This window comes from Streptomyces sp. TRM49041, from assembly GCF_008271805.1.
GTDB lineage: Bacteria > Actinomycetota > Actinomycetes > Streptomycetales > Streptomycetaceae > Streptomyces.
Genome location: NZ_VSRY01000147.1, coordinates 263,994 through 284,093, shown reverse-complemented (window position 1 = coordinate 284,093; position 20,100 = coordinate 263,994). Strand labels below are relative to the sequence as shown.

General features: G+C 72.7%; 17 protein-coding genes. 6 read left to right on the top strand and 11 right to left on the bottom strand.

The genetic code is table 11. From position 1 onward, the window contains the following. The first annotated feature begins 38 nt into the window (after nt 1–38). Complete coding sequence (locus tag FVS66_RS35180; RefSeq protein ID WP_187645647.1) at nt 39–212, top strand: hypothetical protein; 174 nt, start codon at nt 39–41, stop codon at nt 210–212. A gap of 18 nt (nt 213–230) precedes the next feature. On the opposite strand, the gene FVS66_RS35175 is transcribed toward FVS66_RS35180, so the two are convergent. The 6 genes from FVS66_RS35175 to FVS66_RS22195 form a co-directional block, all read right to left on the bottom strand. Then, nucleotides 231–407 carry a hypothetical protein gene (locus FVS66_RS35175; RefSeq protein ID WP_187645646.1) on the bottom strand — a complete coding sequence of 59 codons (177 nt, stop codon included), beginning with the start codon at nt 405–407 and terminating at the stop codon, nt 231–233. 148 nt (nt 408–555) lie between these two features. Continuing rightward, a complete protein-coding gene (locus FVS66_RS22215) occupies nt 556–1,473 on the bottom strand; it encodes a carbohydrate ABC transporter permease (RefSeq protein ID WP_262387136.1) in 918 nt (305 codons plus the stop codon). Next, nucleotides 1,470–2,822 carry an ABC transporter permease subunit gene (locus FVS66_RS22210; protein WP_149182936.1) on the bottom strand — a complete coding sequence of 451 codons (1,353 nt, stop codon included), beginning with the start codon at nt 2,820–2,822 and terminating at the stop codon, nt 1,470–1,472. Before FVS66_RS22210 ends, FVS66_RS22215 begins: the two co-directional genes overlap by 4 nt. 14 nt (nt 2,823–2,836) lie before the next feature. Next, a complete protein-coding gene (locus FVS66_RS22205) occupies nt 2,837–4,177 on the bottom strand; it encodes an ABC transporter substrate-binding protein (protein WP_149182935.1) in 1,341 nt (446 codons plus the stop codon). A gap of 100 nt (nt 4,178–4,277) precedes the next feature. After that, nucleotides 4,278–5,954 carry a glycoside hydrolase family 13 protein gene (locus FVS66_RS22200; RefSeq protein WP_149182934.1) on the bottom strand — a complete coding sequence of 559 codons (1,677 nt, stop codon included), beginning with the start codon at nt 5,952–5,954 and terminating at the stop codon, nt 4,278–4,280. A 242-nt stretch (nt 5,955–6,196) separates the two neighbouring features. Then, entirely contained in the window at nt 6,197–7,471 is a 1,275-nt protein-coding gene (locus FVS66_RS22195; RefSeq protein WP_149182933.1) for an ABC transporter substrate-binding protein, read from the bottom strand. A gap of 130 nt (nt 7,472–7,601) precedes the next feature. Between FVS66_RS22195 and FVS66_RS22190 the strand changes: the two genes are divergently transcribed. Genes FVS66_RS22190 through FVS66_RS22180 form a run of 3 tightly spaced genes read left to right on the top strand, consistent with a single transcriptional unit; the run spans nt 7,602 to nt 11,265 of the window. Further along, on the top strand, nt 7,602–8,117 hold the full coding sequence (locus tag FVS66_RS22190) for a PadR family transcriptional regulator (protein ID WP_149182932.1): 516 nt from the start codon (nt 7,602–7,604) through the stop codon (nt 8,115–8,117). After that, nucleotides 8,114–8,956 (top strand): ABC transporter ATP-binding protein, encoded by an 843-nt coding sequence (locus tag FVS66_RS22185; RefSeq protein ID WP_149182931.1) that lies wholly within the window; start codon nt 8,114–8,116, stop codon nt 8,954–8,956. The genes FVS66_RS22190 and FVS66_RS22185 overlap by 4 nt, the downstream gene beginning before the upstream one ends. Before the next feature lie 5 nt (nt 8,957–8,961). Beyond that, the gene (locus tag FVS66_RS22180; protein WP_149182930.1) at nt 8,962–11,265 is read left to right on the top strand and encodes an ABC transporter permease; all 2,304 of its coding nucleotides are present in this window, start codon (nt 8,962–8,964) and stop codon (nt 11,263–11,265) included. Between the two features lie 18 nt (nt 11,266–11,283). Here the strand turns inward: FVS66_RS22180 and FVS66_RS22175 are convergent, their stop codons facing one another. Beyond that, entirely contained in the window at nt 11,284–11,769 is a 486-nt protein-coding gene (locus tag FVS66_RS22175; protein WP_149182929.1) for a glutathione peroxidase, read from the bottom strand. A 50-nt stretch (nt 11,770–11,819) separates the two neighbouring features. Here FVS66_RS22175 and FVS66_RS22170 point away from each other — a divergent pair, with 50 nt between their 5' ends. Next, entirely contained in the window at nt 11,820–12,023 is a 204-nt protein-coding gene (locus tag FVS66_RS22170) for a DUF6011 domain-containing protein (RefSeq protein WP_149182928.1), read from the top strand. 34 nt (nt 12,024–12,057) lie between these two features. Here the strand turns inward: FVS66_RS22170 and FVS66_RS22165 are convergent, their stop codons facing one another. Both FVS66_RS22165 and FVS66_RS22160 read right to left on the bottom strand, forming a co-directional pair. After that, nucleotides 12,058–12,939 carry an acyl-CoA thioesterase II gene (locus FVS66_RS22165; protein WP_149182927.1) on the bottom strand — a complete coding sequence of 294 codons (882 nt, stop codon included), beginning with the start codon at nt 12,937–12,939 and terminating at the stop codon, nt 12,058–12,060. A gap of 16 nt (nt 12,940–12,955) precedes the next feature. Next, nucleotides 12,956–15,478 (bottom strand): DEAD/DEAH box helicase, encoded by a 2,523-nt coding sequence (locus FVS66_RS22160; RefSeq protein ID WP_149182926.1) that lies wholly within the window; start codon nt 15,476–15,478, stop codon nt 12,956–12,958. Nucleotides 15,479–15,598: 120 nt separating this feature from the next. Here FVS66_RS22160 and FVS66_RS22155 point away from each other — a divergent pair, with 120 nt between their 5' ends. Then, a complete protein-coding gene (locus FVS66_RS22155) occupies nt 15,599–16,390 on the top strand; it encodes a metal-dependent hydrolase (RefSeq protein WP_149182925.1) in 792 nt (263 codons plus the stop codon). Nucleotides 16,391–16,498: 108 nt separating this feature from the next. Here the strand turns inward: FVS66_RS22155 and FVS66_RS22150 are convergent, their stop codons facing one another. Both FVS66_RS22150 and FVS66_RS22145 read right to left on the bottom strand, forming a co-directional pair. Beyond that, nucleotides 16,499–18,286: an ABC transporter ATP-binding protein gene (locus tag FVS66_RS22150; RefSeq protein WP_149182924.1), complete on the bottom strand. Its 1,788-nt coding sequence runs from the start codon at nt 18,284–18,286 to the stop codon at nt 16,499–16,501. Next, on the bottom strand, nt 18,283–20,097 hold the full coding sequence (locus tag FVS66_RS22145; protein ID WP_149182923.1) for an ABC transporter ATP-binding protein: 1,815 nt from the start codon (nt 20,095–20,097) through the stop codon (nt 18,283–18,285). Before FVS66_RS22145 ends, FVS66_RS22150 begins: the two co-directional genes overlap by 4 nt. Nucleotides 20,098–20,100: the final 3 nt, after the last annotated feature.

Sequence of the window (20,100 nt, the reverse complement as noted above, 5' to 3'; positions counted from 1 at the left end):
CGGTCCCGGACGCACTCGACGCGGGACCGGTCCTGGCCGTGGCCTGGACGGACGGCCTTGTCCGCCACGAGACCCCGGACACGGCCGACGGCGTCGGGACATCGCTGGTACGCGAGTTCCGCCCCGGCCCTCCCGTGCGGGCCCTCCACTGCCACGGACAGTCGTTGCTGATCGCCACGGACGAGCTGACCGCCACCCTCGCCCCGGCCTGAGGGCTTGGCGTCGCGCCGCTACGCGGCCGGTGCGACGTCGCCCCGGTGGGCGGCCGCCCACGCGGTGACGAGGGCCTGGTAGATCCGCTGGCCGTCCGCCGACAGGGTGCCGCCCGAACGTACCCACAACTCGCGGATCGCGGCGTTCAGGGCTTCGGTGTCGGGCGTCTCGGCATCGAACGGGGAAATGGACATGTGTCCAGACTAGGGAGCCGGTCCGCCGATCCCACCCTGTTCGCCGCCCATCGTGAGCATTCACACGGTGAGCGGCGCAGGGTGGGTACACACCGTGTTCATGACGTGACGGGGCGTGCGGGATGTCGTAGGCGCGGTGTGCGCGGGGTCACTTCACCGAGCCCGCCATCACCCCCTGTACGAAGTGCCGCTGGAAGATCAGGAACACGGCCACCGGCACCACCAGGGACAGGAACGCGCCCGGGGCGAGGACGTCGATGTTGCTTCCGAACTGGCGGACCTGCGATTGGAGTTCCACCGTCAGGGGCTGGGACGACGAGTCGGCGAAGAGGAGGGCGACCAGCATGTCGTTCCACACCCACAGGAACTGGAAGATGGCCAGGCTGGCGATGGCCGGGCGGCCGACGGGGAGGACCAGCTGGCTGAAGATGCGCCACTCCCCGCCGCCGTCCATCCGCGCCGCCTCCAGCATCTCCTTCGGCATCTCCGCGAAGTAGTTGCGGAGGAGGAAGATCGCGAAGGGCAGGCCGTAGGCGACGTGGAAGAGCACGACTCCCGGGATCGTGCCGAACAGGCCCAGCGCGCCGAAGAGCTTCGCCACCGGGAGCAGGCCCACCTGGACCGGTACCACCAGCAGGGCGACGACCAGCAGGAAGATCCAGTCCCTGCCGGGGAACTCCAGCCAGGCGAAGGCGTAGCCGGCGAGTGCGGCGAGCACGACGACCAGGACCGTGGTCGGCACCGAGATCAGCACCGTGTTCCAGAACGCCTGCGTCATGCCCGAGTTCTCCAGCAGCGCCGCGTAGTTCGCGAACGACAGCTGGCCCGGGTCGCCCAGTGCCGTCCACCAGCCGCTCGACGCGCTGTCCTGCGCCGAGCGGAGGGAGGAGAGCAGCAGGCCCGCCACCGGGGTGATCCAGATCAGGCCGATCACCAGCAGGAACGCCTGCACCACGCCGTTGCCCAGCCAGCGGCGCAGACGGCGTCGGCGGTGGGGCGGCGGCGGGGACGGGAGGGCCGGTGGCGCCGTCCTCGGCCGCACCGGGGTGGTCGCTGTCGCGCTCATGACTGGCTCCTGCGGAAACGGCGGACGTTGAAGACCATCGCGGGGATCACCAGCAGCAGAAGCAGAACACCCAGCGCGCTGCCGAGCCCCTGATCGTTGCCGCCGCCGAAGGACACCAGCCACATCTGCGTGGCCAGCACCGTGGCGTCCTGCTGCACCGGGCCCGGCGCGATGATGTAGATCAGGTCGAAGACCTTCATCACATTGATGACCAGCGTGACGAAGACGACCGTCAGCACGGGCGCGAGCAGCGGCACGGTGATCCGCCGGAAGACCTGCCACTCGTTCGCGCCGTCCATCCGCGCCGCCTCCAGCGTGTCGCGCGGCAGCGCGGACAGCCCGGCGCCGATCAGGACCATCGCGAATCCCGTCCAGATCCAGAGGTACGCGCCGATGATGGCCGGCGTCACCAGCGCGGGTCCGAGCCACGACACGCCCGTGAACGGCTCCGCGAAGTTCGCCGCCGGGAGGCGGAGCGTGTACGCGCCCGACGACTCCAGGCCGTCGAAGCCGAACGCGCCGTCCGGGCCCGTGGTGGCCGTGGCGACCGCACGGCCGTCCCGCACCGCCTCCACGGTCAGGCCCGGCAGGCCGCGCTCGTCCGCGTCGACCTCGCCCGCACGCCCCCCGCCGCCCGGGGTGAAGTCCAGGTAGACCACACCGCGGAGCTCGTCGGCGGAAGCCTCCGCCGTCGCCGCCTCCGCCGCGGGCCGCGCCTCGGACGGGACCTCCTGGGGCCTCACCCCCACCACGCCCAGCGGAACGGGCGCGTCGCCCGGCGAGAGCGTCGCCGTCGTCTCGTACGAGCCCGTGGGGGTCTTCCGTAGCGACTCGCCCTCCCTGGCCCTCGCGCCGGGGTACTGCGAGCCCTCCTCGAACATGTCGTGCACGCCGACCACCGCCGCGTTCAGGACGCCCTTGTCGGGGTCGTCCTCGTACGCGAGCCGGAAGATGATGCCCGCCGCGAGGAACGACACCGCCATCGGCAGGAACAGCAGCAGTTTGAACGCGGCCGCCCAGCGGATCTTCTCCACCAGAACGGCGAGCATCAGCCCCAGACCGGTCAGCAGCGTCGGGGCGACGACCACCCAGATCGTGCTGTTGCGGATGGCCTTAAGCGTGGCCGGGTCCCGGAACATCTCGACGTAGTTCTCACCGCCGACGAACCGGGCCCCCGACGCGTCGAAGAAGCTCCGGCCGACCGAGAAGACTACGGGGTACACCACCAGCGCGCCGAGCAGCAGCAGCGCGGGCAGGACGAAGGCGACGGCGATGATCCGCCGGCGCCGCCCGGCGCGGCGCCGCGCGTTCGCGGCCCCCCGCCGGGCGGTTTCGGTGACTGTGGTCATGGTGAAAGGTCGCCTCAGCCCTGGTTGGCGGTGCGGTACGCCTTGGCCGCAGCGGCCTCCAGCGCGGCCGCCGTGGCGGTCGGGTTCGACGGGTCGCGCAGGAAGTCCTGCAGGATCTTCCACTCGCCCGCGCCCTTCGTGCCGCCGAACGCCGCCGGCGCCTGGTCGGACATGTCGAAGCGGACCGTGTCACCGGCGTCGATCAGCGACTTGGCGGTGGCCCGCAGCGTGGTGTCCCCGTACGCGCCCAGGTCCAGGCCCTTGTTGGGGGAGATGAAGCCGCCCTCGGACGCCCACACGGAGGCCGCCTCGGGGGTGGCCAGGAACTCCATGAACGCCATCGCGGCCTTCTGGTTCTTGCCGTCCTTCAGCACCACGGCCGCGTCGCCGCCGCTGACCACCGGCGCATCCCCCTTGCCGACCGGCGGGAACGAGAAGAACGTCGCGTCCTCGCCGATCTTCCGGCCGAACTCGTCCTTCGCGATACCGGCCACGAAGTCGCCCTCGTAGACCATTCCGGCCTCCGGCTTGGGACCGAAGACCTTCTCGACCGAGCCGGGGAAGTCCGTGGAGAGGGCGCCGTTCCGGCCGCCGGCCAGCATCTTGTCGTCGCTGAAGAGCGTGCCGAGGGTCTTCAGGGCCTCGACCACCGTCGGGTCGGTCCACTTGATCTCGTGCTTGGCGAGCTGGTCGTACTTCTGCGGGCCCGCCTGCGACAGGTAGATGTTCTCGAACCAGTCGGTGAGCGTCCAGCCGTCCTCGCCCGCCACCGCGAAGGCCGGCAGGCCCGAGTCGGCGACGGTGCGGCCGACGGTGAGCATCTCCTCGTACGTCGTCGGCGGCTTCACCCCCGCCTGGTCGAGGGCGGCGGGGCTGTACCAGACGGTCGACTTGTTGGACGCCTTGAAGTACAGGCCGTACAGCTTCCCGTCGACGGAGCCGTAATTCTTCCAGACCGGCGCGTAGTTGGCGTCGACCGCCTTCTCCGTCCGGTCCGACAGCGGCTTGAGCCAGTTCTGCTTGGCGAACTGCTGGAGCACGCCGACCTGCGGGACCATCACCACGTCGGGCGCGTTGCCGCCCTCGATCTTGCTGCCGACGACCGTGGAGACGTTGTCGCCGGTGGAGACGAACCGGGTCTTCGCGCCGGTCTTCTCGGTGAAGGTGTCCAGCACCTTCTGGAAGTTCTTCTGCTCGGCGCCCGACCAGACACCCGCGATCGTCAGGGTCTGCCCGGCCAGTTCCTTGCCGCCGTCCGCCTTGGTCACCGGGCCGCCACCGCACGCGGTCGCGCCAAGGGCCAGGGCGACCGTGACGGCCGAGCAGCACACTGTGGTGAAGCGTCGTCTCATCATGTCCGTACCTTTCGGGGGTGGGATTTCGAAGGGGTGGTACGAGTGGGGGTTACGGGGTGGTGGTGCGAGTGGGGGGTCCAGGGAAGGTGTAGGGAAGGGGTTACGGGGTGGGGTTTTCGGTGCCGTCGGTGATCCACCAAGCCGCGGTGGACCCCGGCAGCGCGCCCGGCGGGCACATCCCGCTCGCCAGCAGCGGCGTCCCCGGGACCGGGGCGGGCACCGGCGCGGTGCCGAAGTTCACGGCGCACACCAGCCCGTCGCCCCGCTCGAACGCGAGGACCCCGGGCGGCGCGTCCAGCCAGCGCAGGGCGCCCTCGCCCAGCTGGGGCAGCCCGCGCCGCAGCTGCAGGCCCTCGCGGTACAGGTGCCAGAACGAGCGGGTGTCGGCGAGCGCCCGCTCGGTGGCGTGCTCGGCGAACCAGCCCGGCTGCGGCAGCCACGGCCGTACGCCCTCGGGGCCCGCGCTGAACCCGAACGGTGAGGCGTGCCCGGACCAGGGGAGCGGGACGCGGCAGCCGTCGCGGATCCGGGCCCGGCTGCCGGTACGGCGGAAGATCGGGTCGGTGAGCACCTCGTCCGGCAGGTCGACGACCTCCGGCAGGCCCAGCTCCTCGCCCTGGTAGATGTACGCGGCGCCGGGCAGCGCCAGCAGCAGCAGCGCGGCGGCCCGGGCGCGGGCGGCCCCGAGACCGCTGCCCTCGGTGCCGGACTCCCCGTACCGGGTGACGGTCCGCACCTGGTCGTGGTTGTTCAGCACCCAGGTGACGCTGGAGCCGGTTCCGGCGATGTCCCGCAGCGCCTCGTCGATGACGCTCCGGAACGCGGCGGCGTCCCAGGGCGCGCCCAGCAGGTCGAAGAAGAACGCCTGGTGGAGCTCGTCCGGGCGGACGTACTGGGCGTGCTCGCGGGCGGTCGGCACGGACACCTCGCCGACGAGCAGCCGCTCGCGGCCGTCCCTCGCGGTGTACTCCTCGCACACCTTCCGCCACTGGCGCCATACGCCGTGCACCTCGGGCTGGTTCCAGGCGAGCGGGTTGACCGAGTCGCGGGTGCGGGCGTCGGCCTCCGGGTCGGGGGAGTCCGGCAGGTCCGGGTGCTTGAACAGCCCGGCGGCCACGTCGATCCGGAACCCGTCCACGCCGCGGTCGAGCCAGAACCGCAGCACCTCGTCGAAGTGCGCGGGGACGTCCGGGTTGCGCCAGTTCAGGTCCGGCTGCTCCGGCGTGAACATGTGCAGGTACCACTGGCCGGGGGTGCCGTCCGGCTCGGTCACCCGGCTCCACGCGGGGCCGCCGAACATCGCGTGCCAGTTGTTCGGCGGCACGTCGCCGCCCGGGCCCCGGCCCTCGGCGAAGTGGAACCGGGCGCGGGCCTCGCTGCCGGGGCCGGCGGCGAGCGCTTCGCCGAACCAGGGGTGCTCGCTGGAGCAGTGGTTCGGGACGATGTCGAGCAGCACCTTGATCCCGAGCCGGTGGGCGTCCGCCACCAGCAGCCCGAACTCGTCGAGGTCGCCGTAGACCGGGTCCACGTCGCGGTAGTCGGCGACGTCGTAGCCGTGGTCGTGCTGCGGCGAGGGATAGAAGGGGCTCAGCCAGATGCCGTCCACGCCGAGCTTCTTCAGATACGGCAGTCCGGTGCGGACACCGGCGAGGTCGCCGATCCCGTCGCCGGTGCTGTCCAGGAAGCTGCGGACGTACACCTGGTAGATCACTGCGTCGCGCCACCAGGGGTGCGTGAGGCGGTGCGAGAGGCCGTCGTCGGCCGGGGCTGTGAGCATCACCCGTTGACCTGTTTCTGCGTGAAGGGTGCGCGCCGCTCAGAGGGAGCAGCGGTTATGCATGCATGTTAGGTAGCACGCTTTACCTCGTGTCAACGACGATGCAATAAACACTGGCCGGTTACCTGGTTATGTACCGATTTGTCACCCTGGGGGAACGCTGAAATATGCGCCTCCGATGCGGCGCCCATGCCTAACAGGTAACTAAGAGGGGGTCTCCGGGAGATCCGAAGCGGCGTGCGTCAGCCGCGGCGCGCGATCGCGTCCAGCTCCGCCGCGAGCCGCCGCACCGCGGCCTCGGACGACTGGCGCTGTGCCATCGCGTCGTGCATCACGGCCTGGACGGCCAGACTGACCTGCTCGTACTGCGGGCTCTTGGGGCGAGGCCGGGCCGCCAGCACGCTCTCCCGCAGCGCCGGCAGATACGGGAACCGCCGCAGCAGCGACGCGTCCTCGTACAGCGCGGCCCGCACCGGCGGCAGCGCGCCCTCCGTCAGCACTCTGCGCTGCACCGCGTCACTCGTCAGATACGCGAGCAGGTCGCGCGCCGTCTCCGCGTGCCGCGTCCGGCTGCTCACCGCGAGGTTCGCCCCGCCCAGGACACTCGTCCCCGGCCCGTCCGGGCCCGGCAGCGGCACAGCGCCGAAGCGGCCCGCGACCTTCGAGTCGCTCCCGGAGGCGCCCGCCCAGGCGTACGGCCAGTTCCGCAGGAAGAGGAGCCGGCCGTCCTGGAACGCCTGCCGGGACTCCTCCTCCTTGTACGTGAGCGCCTCCCGGGGGATCCAGCCGTCCCGCACACCCCGGCCCAGGAACGCCACCCCGGACCGCGCCGCGGCCGAGTCCACGGCGACCCGGCCGCCCTCGTCACCGAGGACCGCGCCGCCCGCCGAGTAGATCGCCTCCGTGGCGTTGACCGTGAGCCCCTCGTACGGCAGGAACTGCCCGGCGTAACCGCCGACGCCGTATTTCGGCGCGATCGTCCGCGCCTGCCGCTCCAGCTCCGCCCAGGTGCGCGGGGGTCGCTCGCCCTCCGCCACCAGGAGGTCCTCGCGGTAGAAGAGCATGCCCGCGTTCGTCACATACGGCACGGCGTACAGCCGGCCTTCGTATGTCGCCGTGTCCACGACCGGCGGGAGGAAGTCGTCCAGGGCGAACCGGTCCCGCTCCAGCGGAGCGATCCAACCGGCCGCCGCGAACTCCGACGTCCACGCCACATCGATGTTGAGGATGTCGAAACGGCCGCCCGCGCCGGACCGCAGATCCGTGATCATCTGCGCCCGGGTCTCGTCGGCCGAGTCGGGCAGCTCGACGAGCGTGACCTTCTCCGCCGGCCGCTCCCGGTTCCAGTCGTCCAGCAGCGGGCCCAGGTATCCGGTGAGGTCGCCCGCCGTGGCCAGCGTCACCGGACCCCGCCCCGCGCTCCGCGGCCCGTCCCCGGGCACGCCGGACGCCACCGATCCCACCAGCAGCAGGACCGCGACAAGGAGCCCCCTACCCGCGGCACGCGTCCACCGCATAGGTTCCTCCCTGTAACACCAGTACCGGACACCTTCGTCAGGTCAGTGGCATGTATACCTGTTAGGCATTGGGCGATACTAGGGCGCAGAGCACATTGAACCCGGATCGCGATAGAAGGAGAGCCCACGAGTGCGCATGCAGCTCCTCGCTCTCCTGGCTGACGGATCCGCGCACGGCTACGAGCTCAAGCAGGACCTTGAGCAACTGCTGGGTGCCGCGTACCCTCAGCCCAACGTCGGGCAGATCTACGTGACCCTGGGCCGACTGGAGAAGTCGGGACTCATCGAGGGTGAGGAAGTCGCCCAGTCGAACCGGCCGAACAAGAAGATCTACCGCCTCACCGCCGCCGGACGTGAGGCGCTGAGCGCCTGGTTCGAGGAGACCGCGGACGAACCGCGGGTACGGGACGAGTTCTTCATGAAGCTCGCCCTCGCGCCCCGGACCGGCCTCGCCGACCAGATATCCCTCATCAACAAGCAGCGACGCGAGTACCTCAGGACCATGCGCACCCTTTCCAAGCTGGCCGCCACCGAGAACCGGGACAACCGCACAGCCCACCTGCTCATCGAGGGCGCCATGCTCCACCTCCAGGCCGACCTCGACTGGCTGGAGCGCTGCCAGGAGGAGCTGGAGGAGCCGCGATGAGCGCCGGAGAAGCCGCGACAAGCGCCGGAGAACCCGCCGTGAGCGACACCGCCGCCGCCCCGGCACCCCTGCTGGAGGCCCACGGCCTGACCAGGACCCACCACGGCGAAGGCGGCCCCGTCCATGCCGTGCGCGGGGTCGACCTGACCGTGCGGCGCGGCGAGTTCGTCGCCGTCACCGGCCCCTCCGGCGCGGGCAAGTCCACCCTCCTCCACCTGCTCGGCGGGCTCCAGCGCCCCGACAGCGGCACGATCAAGCTCGACGGCGAGTCCACCGCCGCCTACACCGAGGCCCGCTGGGCGGTGGAGCGGCGCCGCAGCATCGGCATCGTCTTCCAGTTCTTCAACCTCGTCTCCAACCTGACCGTCGCCGACAACGTCGAGTTCCCCGCCCTGCTCGCCGGCGCCTCCGCCAAGCACGCCCGCGCCGAGCGCGAGAAGCTCCTCGCCGAGCTGGGCCTCGCCGCGAAGGCGCGCAGCATGCCCGGCGAGCTGTCCGGCGGCGAACAGCAGCGCGTCGCCCTCGCCCGCGCCCTGGTCAACCAGCCCCGGCTGCTCCTCGCCGACGAACCGGCCGGCAGCCTCGACAGCAAGGGCACCCGCGAGGTGATGCGGCTGCTCGGCCGGTTCCACCAACGCGGCCAGACCATCGTCCTCGTCACCCACGACGCCCGGCTCGCCAGCGCCGCCGACCGCGTGATCAGCTTCTTCGACGGCCGCGTCACGGACGACGCCTCGCTCGGGGACGACGGTGACGACGGCAAGGACGGCGGCGGGCGCGACGGCGGGCGCCGGGGCCGTACCACCGGACCCGCCCGCGTCGTCGAGCTGAGGGACTGACCGGCGTGCGGGCCATGCTGCGCTGGGCGCACGCCGATCTGCGGACCCACCGCGGCGAGGCGCTGTTCCTCGTCTCAGCCACCGCGGGGATCGTCGCCTCCCTGCTCCTCGCGGCGGCCCTCTTCGGCTACGCCACCAACCCCTGGCAGCGGGTCTTCACCCAGTCCCAGGGCGCGCACGTCTGGATCCACACCGGCCGCACCGCTGACCCCGCCCGGCTCGCCGAACTCGACGGTGTCGCAGCCACGGCCGGCCCGTACGACACCGTCGCCACCGGCGTCGCCTCGCGCGGCGCCCGCGCCGCCGTCGAGCTGCGCGCCACCGCCGACCGGCCGCCCACCACCGGCCGCCCCCTCGTCACCGCGGGCCGCTGGCTCGACCCGGCCGTGCCCGACGGCGTCGTCCTGGAGAGCAGCCTCGCGGAGGCACTGGTCGCCGAGCCCGGCGACACCCTCACCCTGCCCGGCGGCGACGGCCGGACCCTCACCGTCCTCGGCGTCGCCGACAGCGCCGAGCCCCGCTACCGGCCGGGCGAACGCCCCGGCACCGTCTGGGCCCCGCCCACCGCCGTGCGCACCACCCCCGGACAGCCCGGCCGCGTCACCGGCCTGCGGCTCACCGACGGCGACGACACCGAGTACGCCGTGCAGCGCGCCGTCACGACCCTCGGCGCCGGAGCGGTCACCGATGTCACCGACTGGCGGCAGGCCCGCGCCGAGGCGCAGGGCGACACCCGGCTCCTCGGCCAGGTCCTCGGCCTGTTCGGGCTCGGCGCGCTGGCCGCCGCCGCGCTCGCCGTGTTCGGCGCCATCAGTACGCGCGTACGCGGCCACCTCCGCGACATCTCCGTCCTCAAGGCCATCGGCTTCACCCCCGGCCAGGTCGTCCGGGTCTTCCTCGCCCAGCACCTGGCGTACGCGGCCCTCGGCGCCGCCCTCGCCAGCGCGCTCACCCAGGCGCTCGGCAGCCGCATACCCGGGCGCCTCGGCGACGCCGTCGGCGTCTGGCAGGGCCTGCCCGGACACGCCGGGTCCCTCCTCGGCATCCCCGTCGCCGTCGTCGTCCTGATCGGCGCCGCCACCGGCCTCGCCGCCTGGCGCGCGGGCCGTGTCCCGCCCGTCCCCGCCGGGTCCCCGGTGGGCACCGCAGCGGGCCGGGGCCTCTCCCGCCCGGTCCGGCGCGCCCTGGCCCTGCCCGGCGTACCGCCCGCCCTGGTCCTTGGCTGGCACCGCGCGTTCGGCCGCGGCCGCCACACGCCCGCCACCGTCGCCCGGCTCGCCCTGCCGCTGCTGCTGATCACCGTGGCCCTCGGCGCCTTGACCACCATCGAACGCTTCGACTCCCGCCCCGAACAGCTCGGCCTGGCCGCCGCGCTCACCGCGCGCCCCGCCGAGGGCCTCGGCGACCGGGAGGCCCGCGCCCTGCTCCAGCGCAGCCCCGACGTGATCGCCGCCCACCGCGGTCTGGAGGTCGCCGCCCTGGTCCCCGGCCAGACCGGCACGATCGCCCTGCGCGGCCTCGGCACCCGCCAGGACCCCTACCCCTACTCCGTCGTCGAGGGCCGCCTCGCGCGGGGCCTCGACGAGGCGGTGGCCGGACAGGGTCTGCTGGACCTGCTCGGCGTCCGGGTCGGCGACTGGGTGCGGGTCACCGTCGAGGGTCACCCCCAGGTGCTGCACCTCGTCGGCCGCAGCATCGAGCCCGAGAACGGCGGCCGGACCATCTCCACCTCGCTCGACACCCTCCGCGAGAACGACCCGGCCCTGCAGCCCACCGTCTACCACCTACTGCTCCGGCCCGGCGCCGACCCGCGCGTGGTGCGGGCCGAACTGACCGAGGCGGCGGCGGGCCGCTTGGACATCCACGCGGTCGCGGGCCCCGCCGACCGGCTCGCCTCCCTGCGCGGTGTGGTCGCCGGGCTGATCATCGTCCTCGCCCTGATCGGCCTGACCGAGGTGTCGACGGCCATCGGCGGAGCGGTACGTGACGGGGAGCGCGACCTGCTGGCGCTGAAGGCCATGGGGCTGTCGCCCCGCGAGGTCACCGCCGTGACGGTGACCGCCGTCGGCTGCACCGCCCTGGCCGCCGCGCTCGCCGGTACGGCCCTGGGGGTGCCGCTCGCCCACTGGCTGATCGACCACGAGGGCCGAACGAGCGGCGTGGGCGCCGGCATCGCCCAAGGCCCCCCGCTCCTCCACCTGCTGGCCCTCACGGCCGGCGCCGTCCTGGGCGCGATCGCACTCGCGGCCGTCCCCGCCGCCCGCGCGGCCCGCCGCAGGCTGGCGGACACACTGAGCGCGGTCGCCTGACGAGAGGCCGGAGTCTCGTCAGGCGCCGAGCAGCGCCTCGATCGCGGCGAGCAGCTCCGGGGCCTCCGGCTCGGTGCGCGGGCGGAACCGGGTGACCTCACCCTCGGGCGAGATCAGGAACTTCTCGAAGTTCCACTGCACGTCCCCGGCCGCGCCGTCCGCGTCCGCGGCCTTCGTCAGCTCCGCGTACAGCGGGTGCCGCCCGGCGCCGTTCACATCCGTCTTCTCGAGAAGCGGGAACGACACCCCGTACGTCGTCGAGCAGAACGTCCGTATCTCCTCCGCGCTGCCCGGCTCCTGGCCCGCGAACTGGTTGCAGGGCACGCCCAGCACGGTGAACCCGCGCTCGCCGTACTGCTGCTGCAGCCGCTCCAGGCCCGCGTACTGCGGCGTCAGCCCGCACTTCGACGCGACGTTCACCACCAGCACCGCACGGCCCCGGTAGTCCGCCAGGCTCACGGGGTCGCCGGACAGGGTGTGCAGCGGAATGTCGTACAGGCTCATCAAGGTCTCCTCGTCGTCAGTGGAACAGACGACAGGGTAGACACGTACACATGAACGATCAGCAACTTCCGGCCTCGGTGCCCGACGACGCCCGGCCGCCCGTGTGGTGCCGGCTGTGCGGGCAGCCCCTCACCGGCCGCGGCTCCCGCCGCACCGGCCTCGGCCCGTCGTGCGACGCCAAGCTCCACCCGGCGCGGCCCGATATCCGGCCGCGCCGCCACGACGTCGACCAGGACCCGCTGCCCGGCCTGTGAGATCCCGTCCGGCGCTTGAGGAGCCCACCCGCCGTCACGGATTCAGCGGTCGGAACAACCCCTCCTGCACCACCGACACCAGCAGCCTGCCCTCCCGGTCGTAGATCCGCCCCCGCGCCAGGCCGCGCCCGCCCGTCGCGATGGGGGACTCCTGGTCGTACAGAAACCACTCGTCCGTACGGAACGGCCGGTGGAACCACATCGCGTGGTCCAGCGACGCCATGTCGAAGCCCCGCGGCCCCCAGAGCGGCTCGACGGGGATGCGGACCGCGTCGAGCAGGGTCATGTCGGACGCGTACGTCAGCGCGCATGTGTGGACGAGCGGGTCGTCGCCCAGCGGGCCCACCGCGCGCATCCACACCGCGCTGCGCGGGTCCGCGTCCTTGATCTCCTCCGCCGTCCAGCGCAGCCGGTCCACGTACCGGATGTCGAACGGCTGACGCCGGGCCATCCGCTCCAGCGCCTCCGGCAGCGCGCCCAGGTGCTCACGGATCTCCTGCGCGACCGGAGGCAGCGTCTCGGGGTCCGGGAAGTCCAGGCGCGGCGGCAGCTGGTGCTCGAAGCCGGGCTCCTCCGGCTGGTGGAAGGACGCCGTCAGGTTGAAGATCGTGCGGCCGCGCTGGACCGCCGTGACCCGGCGCGTGGTGAAGGAGCGGCCGTCCCGCACCCGCTCCACCTGGTACACGATCGGCACGCCCGGGATGCCCGGCCGCAGGAAGTACGCGTGCAGCGAGTGCACCGGCCGGTCGCCCCCGGTGGTGCGGCCGGCCGCGACCAGGGCCTGACCGGCGACCTGTCCGCCGAAGACCCGCTGCAGCGACTCCTCGGGGCTGCGCCCGCGGAAGATGTCGACCTCGATCTGCTCCAGGTCGAGCAGGTCGACGAGGCGCTCGGCGGCGTTGGCAGGGTTCGTCATCGGGTTCTCCGGGTCCTCAGAACGGGCCGACGTGGGTGACGCGGACGACGGCCAGGCCCTCCGCGTCGGAGGCCGCCAGGTCCACTTCCGCGCTGATGCCCCAGTCGTGGTCGCCGTTCGGGTCCGCGAAGGTCTGCCGGACCCGCCACAGACCGTGGGCTGTGTTCTCGTCGGACGCATCGATGGACAGCAGCTTCGGGCCCCGCGCGTCCGGGCCGGTGCCCAGGTCCTCGTACTCGTCCCAGTACTTGTCCATCGCCTCGCCCCAGGCGTCCGCGTCCCAGCCGGACTCCGCGTCCAGCTCGCCCAGCTCGTCGACGTGGTCGAGCGCGGCCAGCTCCACGCGCCGGAACATCGCGTTGCGTACGAGGACCCGGAACGCACGGGCGTTGGCCGTGACCGGCTTGACCTGGTCGGCCTTCTCCTGGGCCTCCTCGGCCGTCTCCACCTCGGGGTTGGCCAGCTGCTCCCACTCGTCCAGCAGACTGGAGTCGACCTGCCGGACCATCTCGCCCAGCCAGGCGATCAGGTCCTCCAGGTCCTCGGTCTTCAGATCGTCCGGGATCGTGTGGTCCAGCGCCTTGTACGCGCCCGCCAGATAGCGCAGCACGATGCCCTCGGTCCGCGCCAGCTCGTAGAAGGACGTGAACTCCGTGAAGGACAGCGCCCGTTCGTACATGTCGCGGATCACCGACTTCGGCGACACGGGGTGGTCGCCGACCCACGGGTGGGACTTCCGGTACAGGTTGTACGCGTGCCACAGCAGCTCTTCGAGCGGCTTCGGGTACGACACGTCCTGGAGCCGCTCCATCCGCTCCTCGTAGTCGACGCCGTCGGCCTTCATCGCGGCGACGGCCTCGCCGCGCGCCTTGTTCTGCTGGGCCGCGAGGATCTGCCGCGGGTCGTCCAGCGTCGACTCGACGACCGACACCATGTCCAGCGCGTACGACGGGGACTCCGGGTCGAGCAGCTCGAAGGCGGCCAGCGCGAACGTCGACAGCGGCTGGTTCAGCGCGAAGTCCTGCTGGAGGTCGACGGTGAGCCGGATAGTGCGGCCCTCGGCGTCCGGCTCGTCCAGCTGCTCGACGACGCCGCCGTCCAGCAGCGACCGGTAGATGGCGATCGCGCGGCGGATGTGCCGCAGCTGGTTCCTGCGCGGCTCGTGGTTGTCCTCCAGCAGGTGACGCATCGCCGCGAAGGCGTCGCCGGGCCGGGCGATCACCGACAGCAGCATCGTGTGCGTCACCCGGAACCGGGACGTCAGCGGCTCCGGCTCGGACCCGATGAGCTTCTCGTAGGTGTTCTGCGACCAGTTGACGAAGCCCTCCGGGGCCTTCTTGCGGACCACCTTGCGGCGCTTCTTCGGGTCGTCGCCCGCCTTCGCCAGTGCCTTCTCGTTCTCGATGACATGCTCGGGCGCCTGCGCGACGACAAACCCGGCCGTGTCGAACCCGGCCCGGCCGGCCCGGCCCGCGATCTGGTGGAACTCGCGGGCGCGAAGCGTGCGCACCCGGTTCCCGTCGTACTTCGTCAGCGCCGTGAACAGCACCGTACGGATGGGGACGTTGACGCCGACGCCCAGCGTGTCCGTACCGCAGATCACCTTCAGCAGACCGGCCTGGGCGAGCTTCTCCACCAGGCGCCGGTACTTGGGGAGCATGCCCGCGTGGTGCACACCGATGCCGTGCCGGACGTAGCGCGACAGGTTCCGTCCGAACTTCGTGGTGAACCGGAAGCCGCCGATGAGCTCGGCGATCCGGTCCTTCTCCTCGCGCGAGCACATGTTGATGCTCATCAGCGACTGTGCCCGCTCGACGGCCGCCGCCTGCGTGAAGTGCACGATGTAGACCGGCGCCTGCTTGGTCTGGAGGAGCTCGGTCAGCGTCTCGGTGATCGGCGTCGTCCGGTACTCGTACGACAGCGGGACCGGGCGGGTCGCCGAGCGGACCACCGACGTGGGGCGGCCCGTGCGGCGCGTCAGGTCCTTCTCGAACATCGAGACGTCGCCGAGCGTCGCCGACATCAGGACGAACTGCGCCTGCGGCAGCTCCAGGAGCGGGATCTGCCACGCCCAGCCGCGGTCCGGCTCCGCGTAGAAGTGGAACTCGTCCATCACGACCTGGCCGATGTCGGCGTGCTTGCCGTCGCGCAGAGCGATCGACGCCAGCACCTCCGCCGTGCAGCAGATCACCGGCGCGTCGGCGTTCACGGACGCGTCGCCGGTCAGCATGCCCACATTCTCGGTGCCGAACAGCTTGCACAGATCGAAGAACTTCTCGGAGACCAGCGCCTTGATCGGCGCGGTGTAGAACGTCACCTGGTCGTTGGCGAGCGCCGTGAAATGCGCACCCGCGGCGACCAGGCTCTTTCCCGAACCGGTCGGGGTGGAGAGGATCACGTTGGCGCCCGACACCACCTCGATCAGCGCCTCCTCCTGGGCCGGATAGAGGGAGATGCCCCGGCCCTCCGCCCATGACGAGAAAGCCTCGAAGAGGTCATCGGGATCGGCGGTCTGCGGGAGCTGATCGATAAGGGTCACGCCTCCATCTTGCCTGCCTTCCCCCGCGAAGCGGGAACCGGCCACCGGCTCGAAGATCACGGGCGATACCCTGTGCCGTCAACTCGGCAACACCACACGAGCACTGGGGCGGGCACGCACATGATGGGACCGGCGCACTCTCTCTCCGGGGCGGCAGCCTGGCTGGGGGTGGGCGCCGCGACCGCGGCGGCCGGCCACCCCATGCCGTGGCCCGTCCTCGTCGTCGGGGCGCTGATCTGCGCCGGCGCCGCGCTTGCCCCTGACCTGGACCACAAGTCGGCGACGATCTCGCGCGCCTTCGGACCCCTGTCGCGCTGGCTGTGCGAGGTCGTCGACAAACTCTCGTACGCCGTCTACAAGGCGACGCGGAAGCCCGCCGACCCGCGAAGGAGCGGCGGCCACCGCACGCTGACGCACACCTGGCTGTGGGCCGTCGCGATCGGCGCCGGCACATCGGGGATCGCCGTCGCGGGGGGCCGGTGGGCGGTCCTCGCGATCCTCTTCGTCCACCTGGTGCTGGCCGTCGAGGGCCTCCTGTGGCGGGCCGCCCGGGTCTCCAGCGACGTCCTGGTGTGGCTGCTCGGCGCGACCAGCGCGTGGATCCTCGCGGGCGTACTGGACCAGCCCGGCAACGGGGCGAGCTGGCTGTTCGAAGCGCCCGGGCAGGAGTACATATGGCTCGGGCTGCCGATCGTGCTCGGCGCGCTGGTGCACGACATCGGCGACGCGCTGACCGTGTCCGGCTGCCCGATACTGTGGCCCATCCCGGTCGGCCGGAAGCGCTGGTACCCGATCGGGCCGCCGAAGGCCCTCCGGTTCAAGGCGGGCAGCTGGGTCGAGGTGAAGGTCCTCATGCCGGTGTTCATGGTCCTCGGCGGAGTGGGCGGCGCGGTCGCGCTCAACGTGGTCTGACGGGCAGGACCGGGCGGGCAGGACGGGGCGGGCAGGACCGTACGGGCAGGGCCGGGGAGCGTCGGACCGGAGCGGGCACGACCCGGCCGGGGCGCGCCCGGCGGACCGTCAGGTCTCGCCGTGCCAGGACCGCCACAGCGCCGCGTACGCGCCGTCCGCCGCGACCAGCGCGTCATGGCTGCCCAGTTCGCTGATCCGGCCGCGCTCCACGACGGCGATCAGGTCCGCGTCGTGCGCCGTGTGCAGCCGGTGCGCGATGGCCACCACCGTGCGCCCCTCGAGGACCCGGGCCAGGGACCGCTCCAGATGGCGGGCCGCCCGCGGGTCGAGGAGCGACGTCGCCTCGTCCAGGACCAGGGTGTGCGGGTCCGCCAGCACCAGCCGGGCCAGCGCCACCTGCTGGGCCTGCGCCGGGGTCAGCGCCCTGCTGCCCGAGCCCACCTCGGTGTCGAGGCCGTCGTCCAGGGGCCGCGCCCACGGGTCGGCGCCCACCGCGTGCAGCGCCGCCCACAACTCCCCGTCACCCGCCTGGGGGCGCGCCAGCCTCAGGTTGTCCCGCAGGGTCCCGACGAACACATGGTGCTCCTGGTTGACCAGGGCCACATGCTTCCGTACCCGCTCGGCCGGCATCCTCGCCAGCTCCGCCGCCCCCAGCGTGACCCGCCCGGAGCGCGGCGCGTAGATCCCGGCCAGCAGCCGTCCGAGCGTCGACTTCCCCGCGCCCGACGGCCCGACCAGCGCCAGCCGCGTGCCCGGCGCGACCGCCAGCGACACCGCGTGCAGCACGTCGACGCCCTCCCGGTAGCCGAACCGCACCTCGTCCGCCCGTACGTCCCGCCCCTCGGGCCGTACGGCGCCGTCGCCGGCGTCCGGCTCGATGTCCCGGACCCCGACGAGCCTCGCCAGCGACACCTGGGCGATCTGAAGCTCGTCGTACCAGCGCAGGATGATCCCGATCGGGTCCACCAGCATCTGCGCCAGCAGCGCCCCCGTGGTCAGCTGGCCGACGTCCAGCCACCCGCGCAGCACCAGCACGCCGCCGATCAGCAGGACCGCGACGAGCACCACGGCGTGGGTGAGGCTGATGACCGGCAGAAACACCGAGCGCAGGTAGAGGGTGTACCTCTCCCAACCCGTCCACTCCTTGATCCGCCGGTCCGACAGCGCGACCCGCCGCGCCCCCAGCCGGTGCGCCTCCACCGTGCGGCCCGCGTCGACGGTCTCCGCGAGCGCGGCTGCCACCGCCGCGTACCCGGCGGCCTCCGAGCGGTACGCCGACGGGGCCCGCCGGAAGTACCAGCGGCAGCCCACCAGCAGCAGCGGCGCCGCCACCAGGGCCGCGAGGGCCAGCGGCGGCGCGGTGGCGGCCATACCGCCGAGCAGCAGGCCCATCCACACCACGCCGATCGCCAGCTGCGGCACGGCCTGCCGCATGGCGTCGGCCAGCCGGTCGATGTCGGTGGTGATTCGCGACAGCAGATCACCCGTCCCGGCCCGCTCCAGCACCCCCGGCGGCAGCCCCACCGACCGCACCAGGAAGTCCTCGCGGAGATCGGCCAGCATCTCCTCCCCGAGCATCGCCCCGCGCAGCCGCACCAGCCGCACGAACACCGCCTGTACGAGCAGCGCGACGGCGAACAGCGCCAGGGTCCGCTCCAGGTGCAGCTCGCGTGTCCCCGCGGCCAGCCGGTCCACCAGCGAGCCCAGCAGATACGGGCCGGTCATCGACGCCACGACGGCGACCGCGTTGACCGCGACGAGCCCGGCGAACGCCTGGCGATGGCGGCGCAGCAGCTCCCGTACATACGCGCGCACGGTCGCGGGCGAGCCCACGGGCAGGGTGGCCGCGGAATGCGGGGCCGCCGGGTCGTACTCCGGTGGCGCCAGGCCGATCATGCGGACTCCTCGATGTCTGCGAACTCGGGGGACGCGGGGGAGGCGGGGGAGGCGGACGGCTCGGGCGGGGACGCTTCGGCCTCGCGGGACACCACCGCCCGGTAGCGCGGCTCGTCACGGAGCAGCTCGCGGTGCGTGCCGACCGCCACCGCCTTCCCCTCGTGCACCAGCACCACCCGGTCGGCCACGTCAAGCAGCAGCGGCGACGAGGCGAGGACGACCGTCGTACGGCCCTCCCGGAGCCGCCGGACGCCCGCCGCGACCCGCGCCTCGGTGTGCGAGTCCACGGCCGACGTCGGCTCGTCCAGGACCAGCACCCCGGGGTCGGTCACCAGCGAGCGGGCCAGGGCCAGGCGCTGTCGCTGGCCGCCCGAAAGGGACCGGGCGCGCTCCGTGATCCGGGTGCCCATGGGGTCGCCGCCCGGGTCGGGCGACGCCTGCGCCAGCGCGTCCAGCACATCGCCGCACTCCGCCGCCGCCAGCGCGTCCCGTGGGTTCACCGCGCCGGACGACGGTACGTCCAGCAGCTCCCGCAGGGTGCCCGACAGCAGCACCGGGTCCTTGTCCTGCACGAGGACCGCCGTACGGGCCCGCTCCAGCGGCAGCGCGTCCAGCGGCACGCCGCCCAGCAGCACCGACGTCTCCGGCTCGGCGCCCGCCCCGGCCGGATGACCGCCGAGCCGGTCGGCCAGCCGCCCCGCCGCGTCCGGGTCGCCGCACACCACGGCGGTGAGGCACCCCTCGGGCGCCAGCAGACCGGTCACCGGGTCGTACAGATCGCCGCGCGGCACCTCGTCGGTCCCGGCCACCGGTCCGGTACGGCTCAGCGCCAGCACACGCGCCGCCCGCTTGGCCGACGGCCGCGAGAACGAGTAGGCCATCGCCATCTCCTCGAAACCGCGCAAGGGGTGCTGCGTCAGCATCACCGCCCCGTACACGGTGACCAGTTCGCCCACCGAGATCCGCCCGTCGAACGCGAGCTTCGCCCCGTACGCCACCACGCCGATCAACAGCAGCCCCGGCAACACCACCTGTACAGCCGCGATCAGCGCCCAGGAGCGGGCGCTGCGCACGGCCGCGGCCCGTACCTCCTGGGACGCCTCGCGGTAGCGGGTCAGGAACAGCTCCTCGCCACCGATGCCCCGCAGCACCCGCAGCCCGGCGACCGTGTCCGAGGCCAGCTCGGTGGCCCGCCCCGCCTTCTCACGCTGGACGTCCGCCCGCCGGGTCGCCCGGGGCAGCAGCGGCAGCGCGGCCACCGCCAGCACCGGCACGCCGAGCGCCACGACGACGCCGAGCTCCGGCTGGTACAGCACCAGGCCCACGCAGACCGCCAGCAGGGTGAGAACCGCCGCCGCGAACCGCGACAGCACCTCCACGAACCACCCGATCCGCTCGACGTCGCCCGTGGACACCGCCATGACCTCGCCCGCCGCGACCCGACGGGTCAGCACCGCGCCCAGCTCCGCCGTTCTGCGGGCCAGCAGCTGCTGCACCCGGGCGGCCGCCGTGATCCAGTTCGTGACGGCGGCGCGGTGCAGCAGCATGTCGCCGACAGCGATGGCCACACCCAGCAGGGTGAGCACCACCCCTGCCACGGCCAGGTCGCCGCCGGAGCGGTCCACGACCGCCTGGACGGCGAGGCCCACGCCCAGCGGCAGCGCGGCGATACCGAGCTGCATGAGCAGGGCCCAGCAGAGCGCGGCCAGCTGGCCGGCCCACTGCTCGCGGCCCAGCCAGAGCAGGAAGCGCGCGCCCGACCGGACGTCGGGTTCGCCAGGATCGGCGTACGGGAGATGACGGATCTGCATGAC

Coding starts and splice junctions, on each gene's coding strand:
- FVS66_RS22210 (WP_149182936.1), bottom strand. CDS start 2,822: ATGACCACAGTCACCGAAACCGCCCGGCGGGGGGCCGCGAACGCGCGG.
- FVS66_RS22185 (WP_149182931.1), top strand. CDS start 8,114: ATGAGCGCCGGAGAAGCCGCGACAAGCGCCGGAGAACCCGCCGTGAGC.
- FVS66_RS22195 (WP_149182933.1), bottom strand. CDS start 7,471: ATGCGGTGGACGCGTGCCGCGGGTAGGGGGCTCCTTGTCGCGGTCCTG.
- FVS66_RS22215 (WP_262387136.1), bottom strand. CDS start 1,473: ATGAGCGCGACAGCGACCACCCCGGTGCGGCCGAGGACGGCGCCACCG.
- FVS66_RS35175 (WP_187645646.1), bottom strand. CDS start 407: ATGTCCATTTCCCCGTTCGATGCCGAGACGCCCGACACCGAAGCCCTG.
- FVS66_RS22175 (WP_149182929.1), bottom strand. CDS start 11,769: ATGAGCCTGTACGACATTCCGCTGCACACCCTGTCCGGCGACCCCGTG.
- FVS66_RS22150 (WP_149182924.1), bottom strand. CDS start 18,286: ATGATCGGCCTGGCGCCACCGGAGTACGACCCGGCGGCCCCGCATTCC.
- FVS66_RS22165 (WP_149182927.1), bottom strand. CDS start 12,939: ATGACGAACCCTGCCAACGCCGCCGAGCGCCTCGTCGACCTGCTCGAC.
- FVS66_RS22200 (WP_149182934.1), bottom strand. CDS start 5,954: ATGCTCACAGCCCCGGCCGACGACGGCCTCTCGCACCGCCTCACGCAC.
- FVS66_RS22145 (WP_149182923.1), bottom strand. CDS start 20,097: ATGCAGATCCGTCATCTCCCGTACGCCGATCCTGGCGAACCCGACGTC.
- FVS66_RS22170 (WP_149182928.1), top strand. CDS start 11,820: ATGAACGATCAGCAACTTCCGGCCTCGGTGCCCGACGACGCCCGGCCG.
- FVS66_RS22155 (WP_149182925.1), top strand. CDS start 15,599: ATGATGGGACCGGCGCACTCTCTCTCCGGGGCGGCAGCCTGGCTGGGG.
- FVS66_RS22205 (WP_149182935.1), bottom strand. CDS start 4,177: ATGATGAGACGACGCTTCACCACAGTGTGCTGCTCGGCCGTCACGGTC.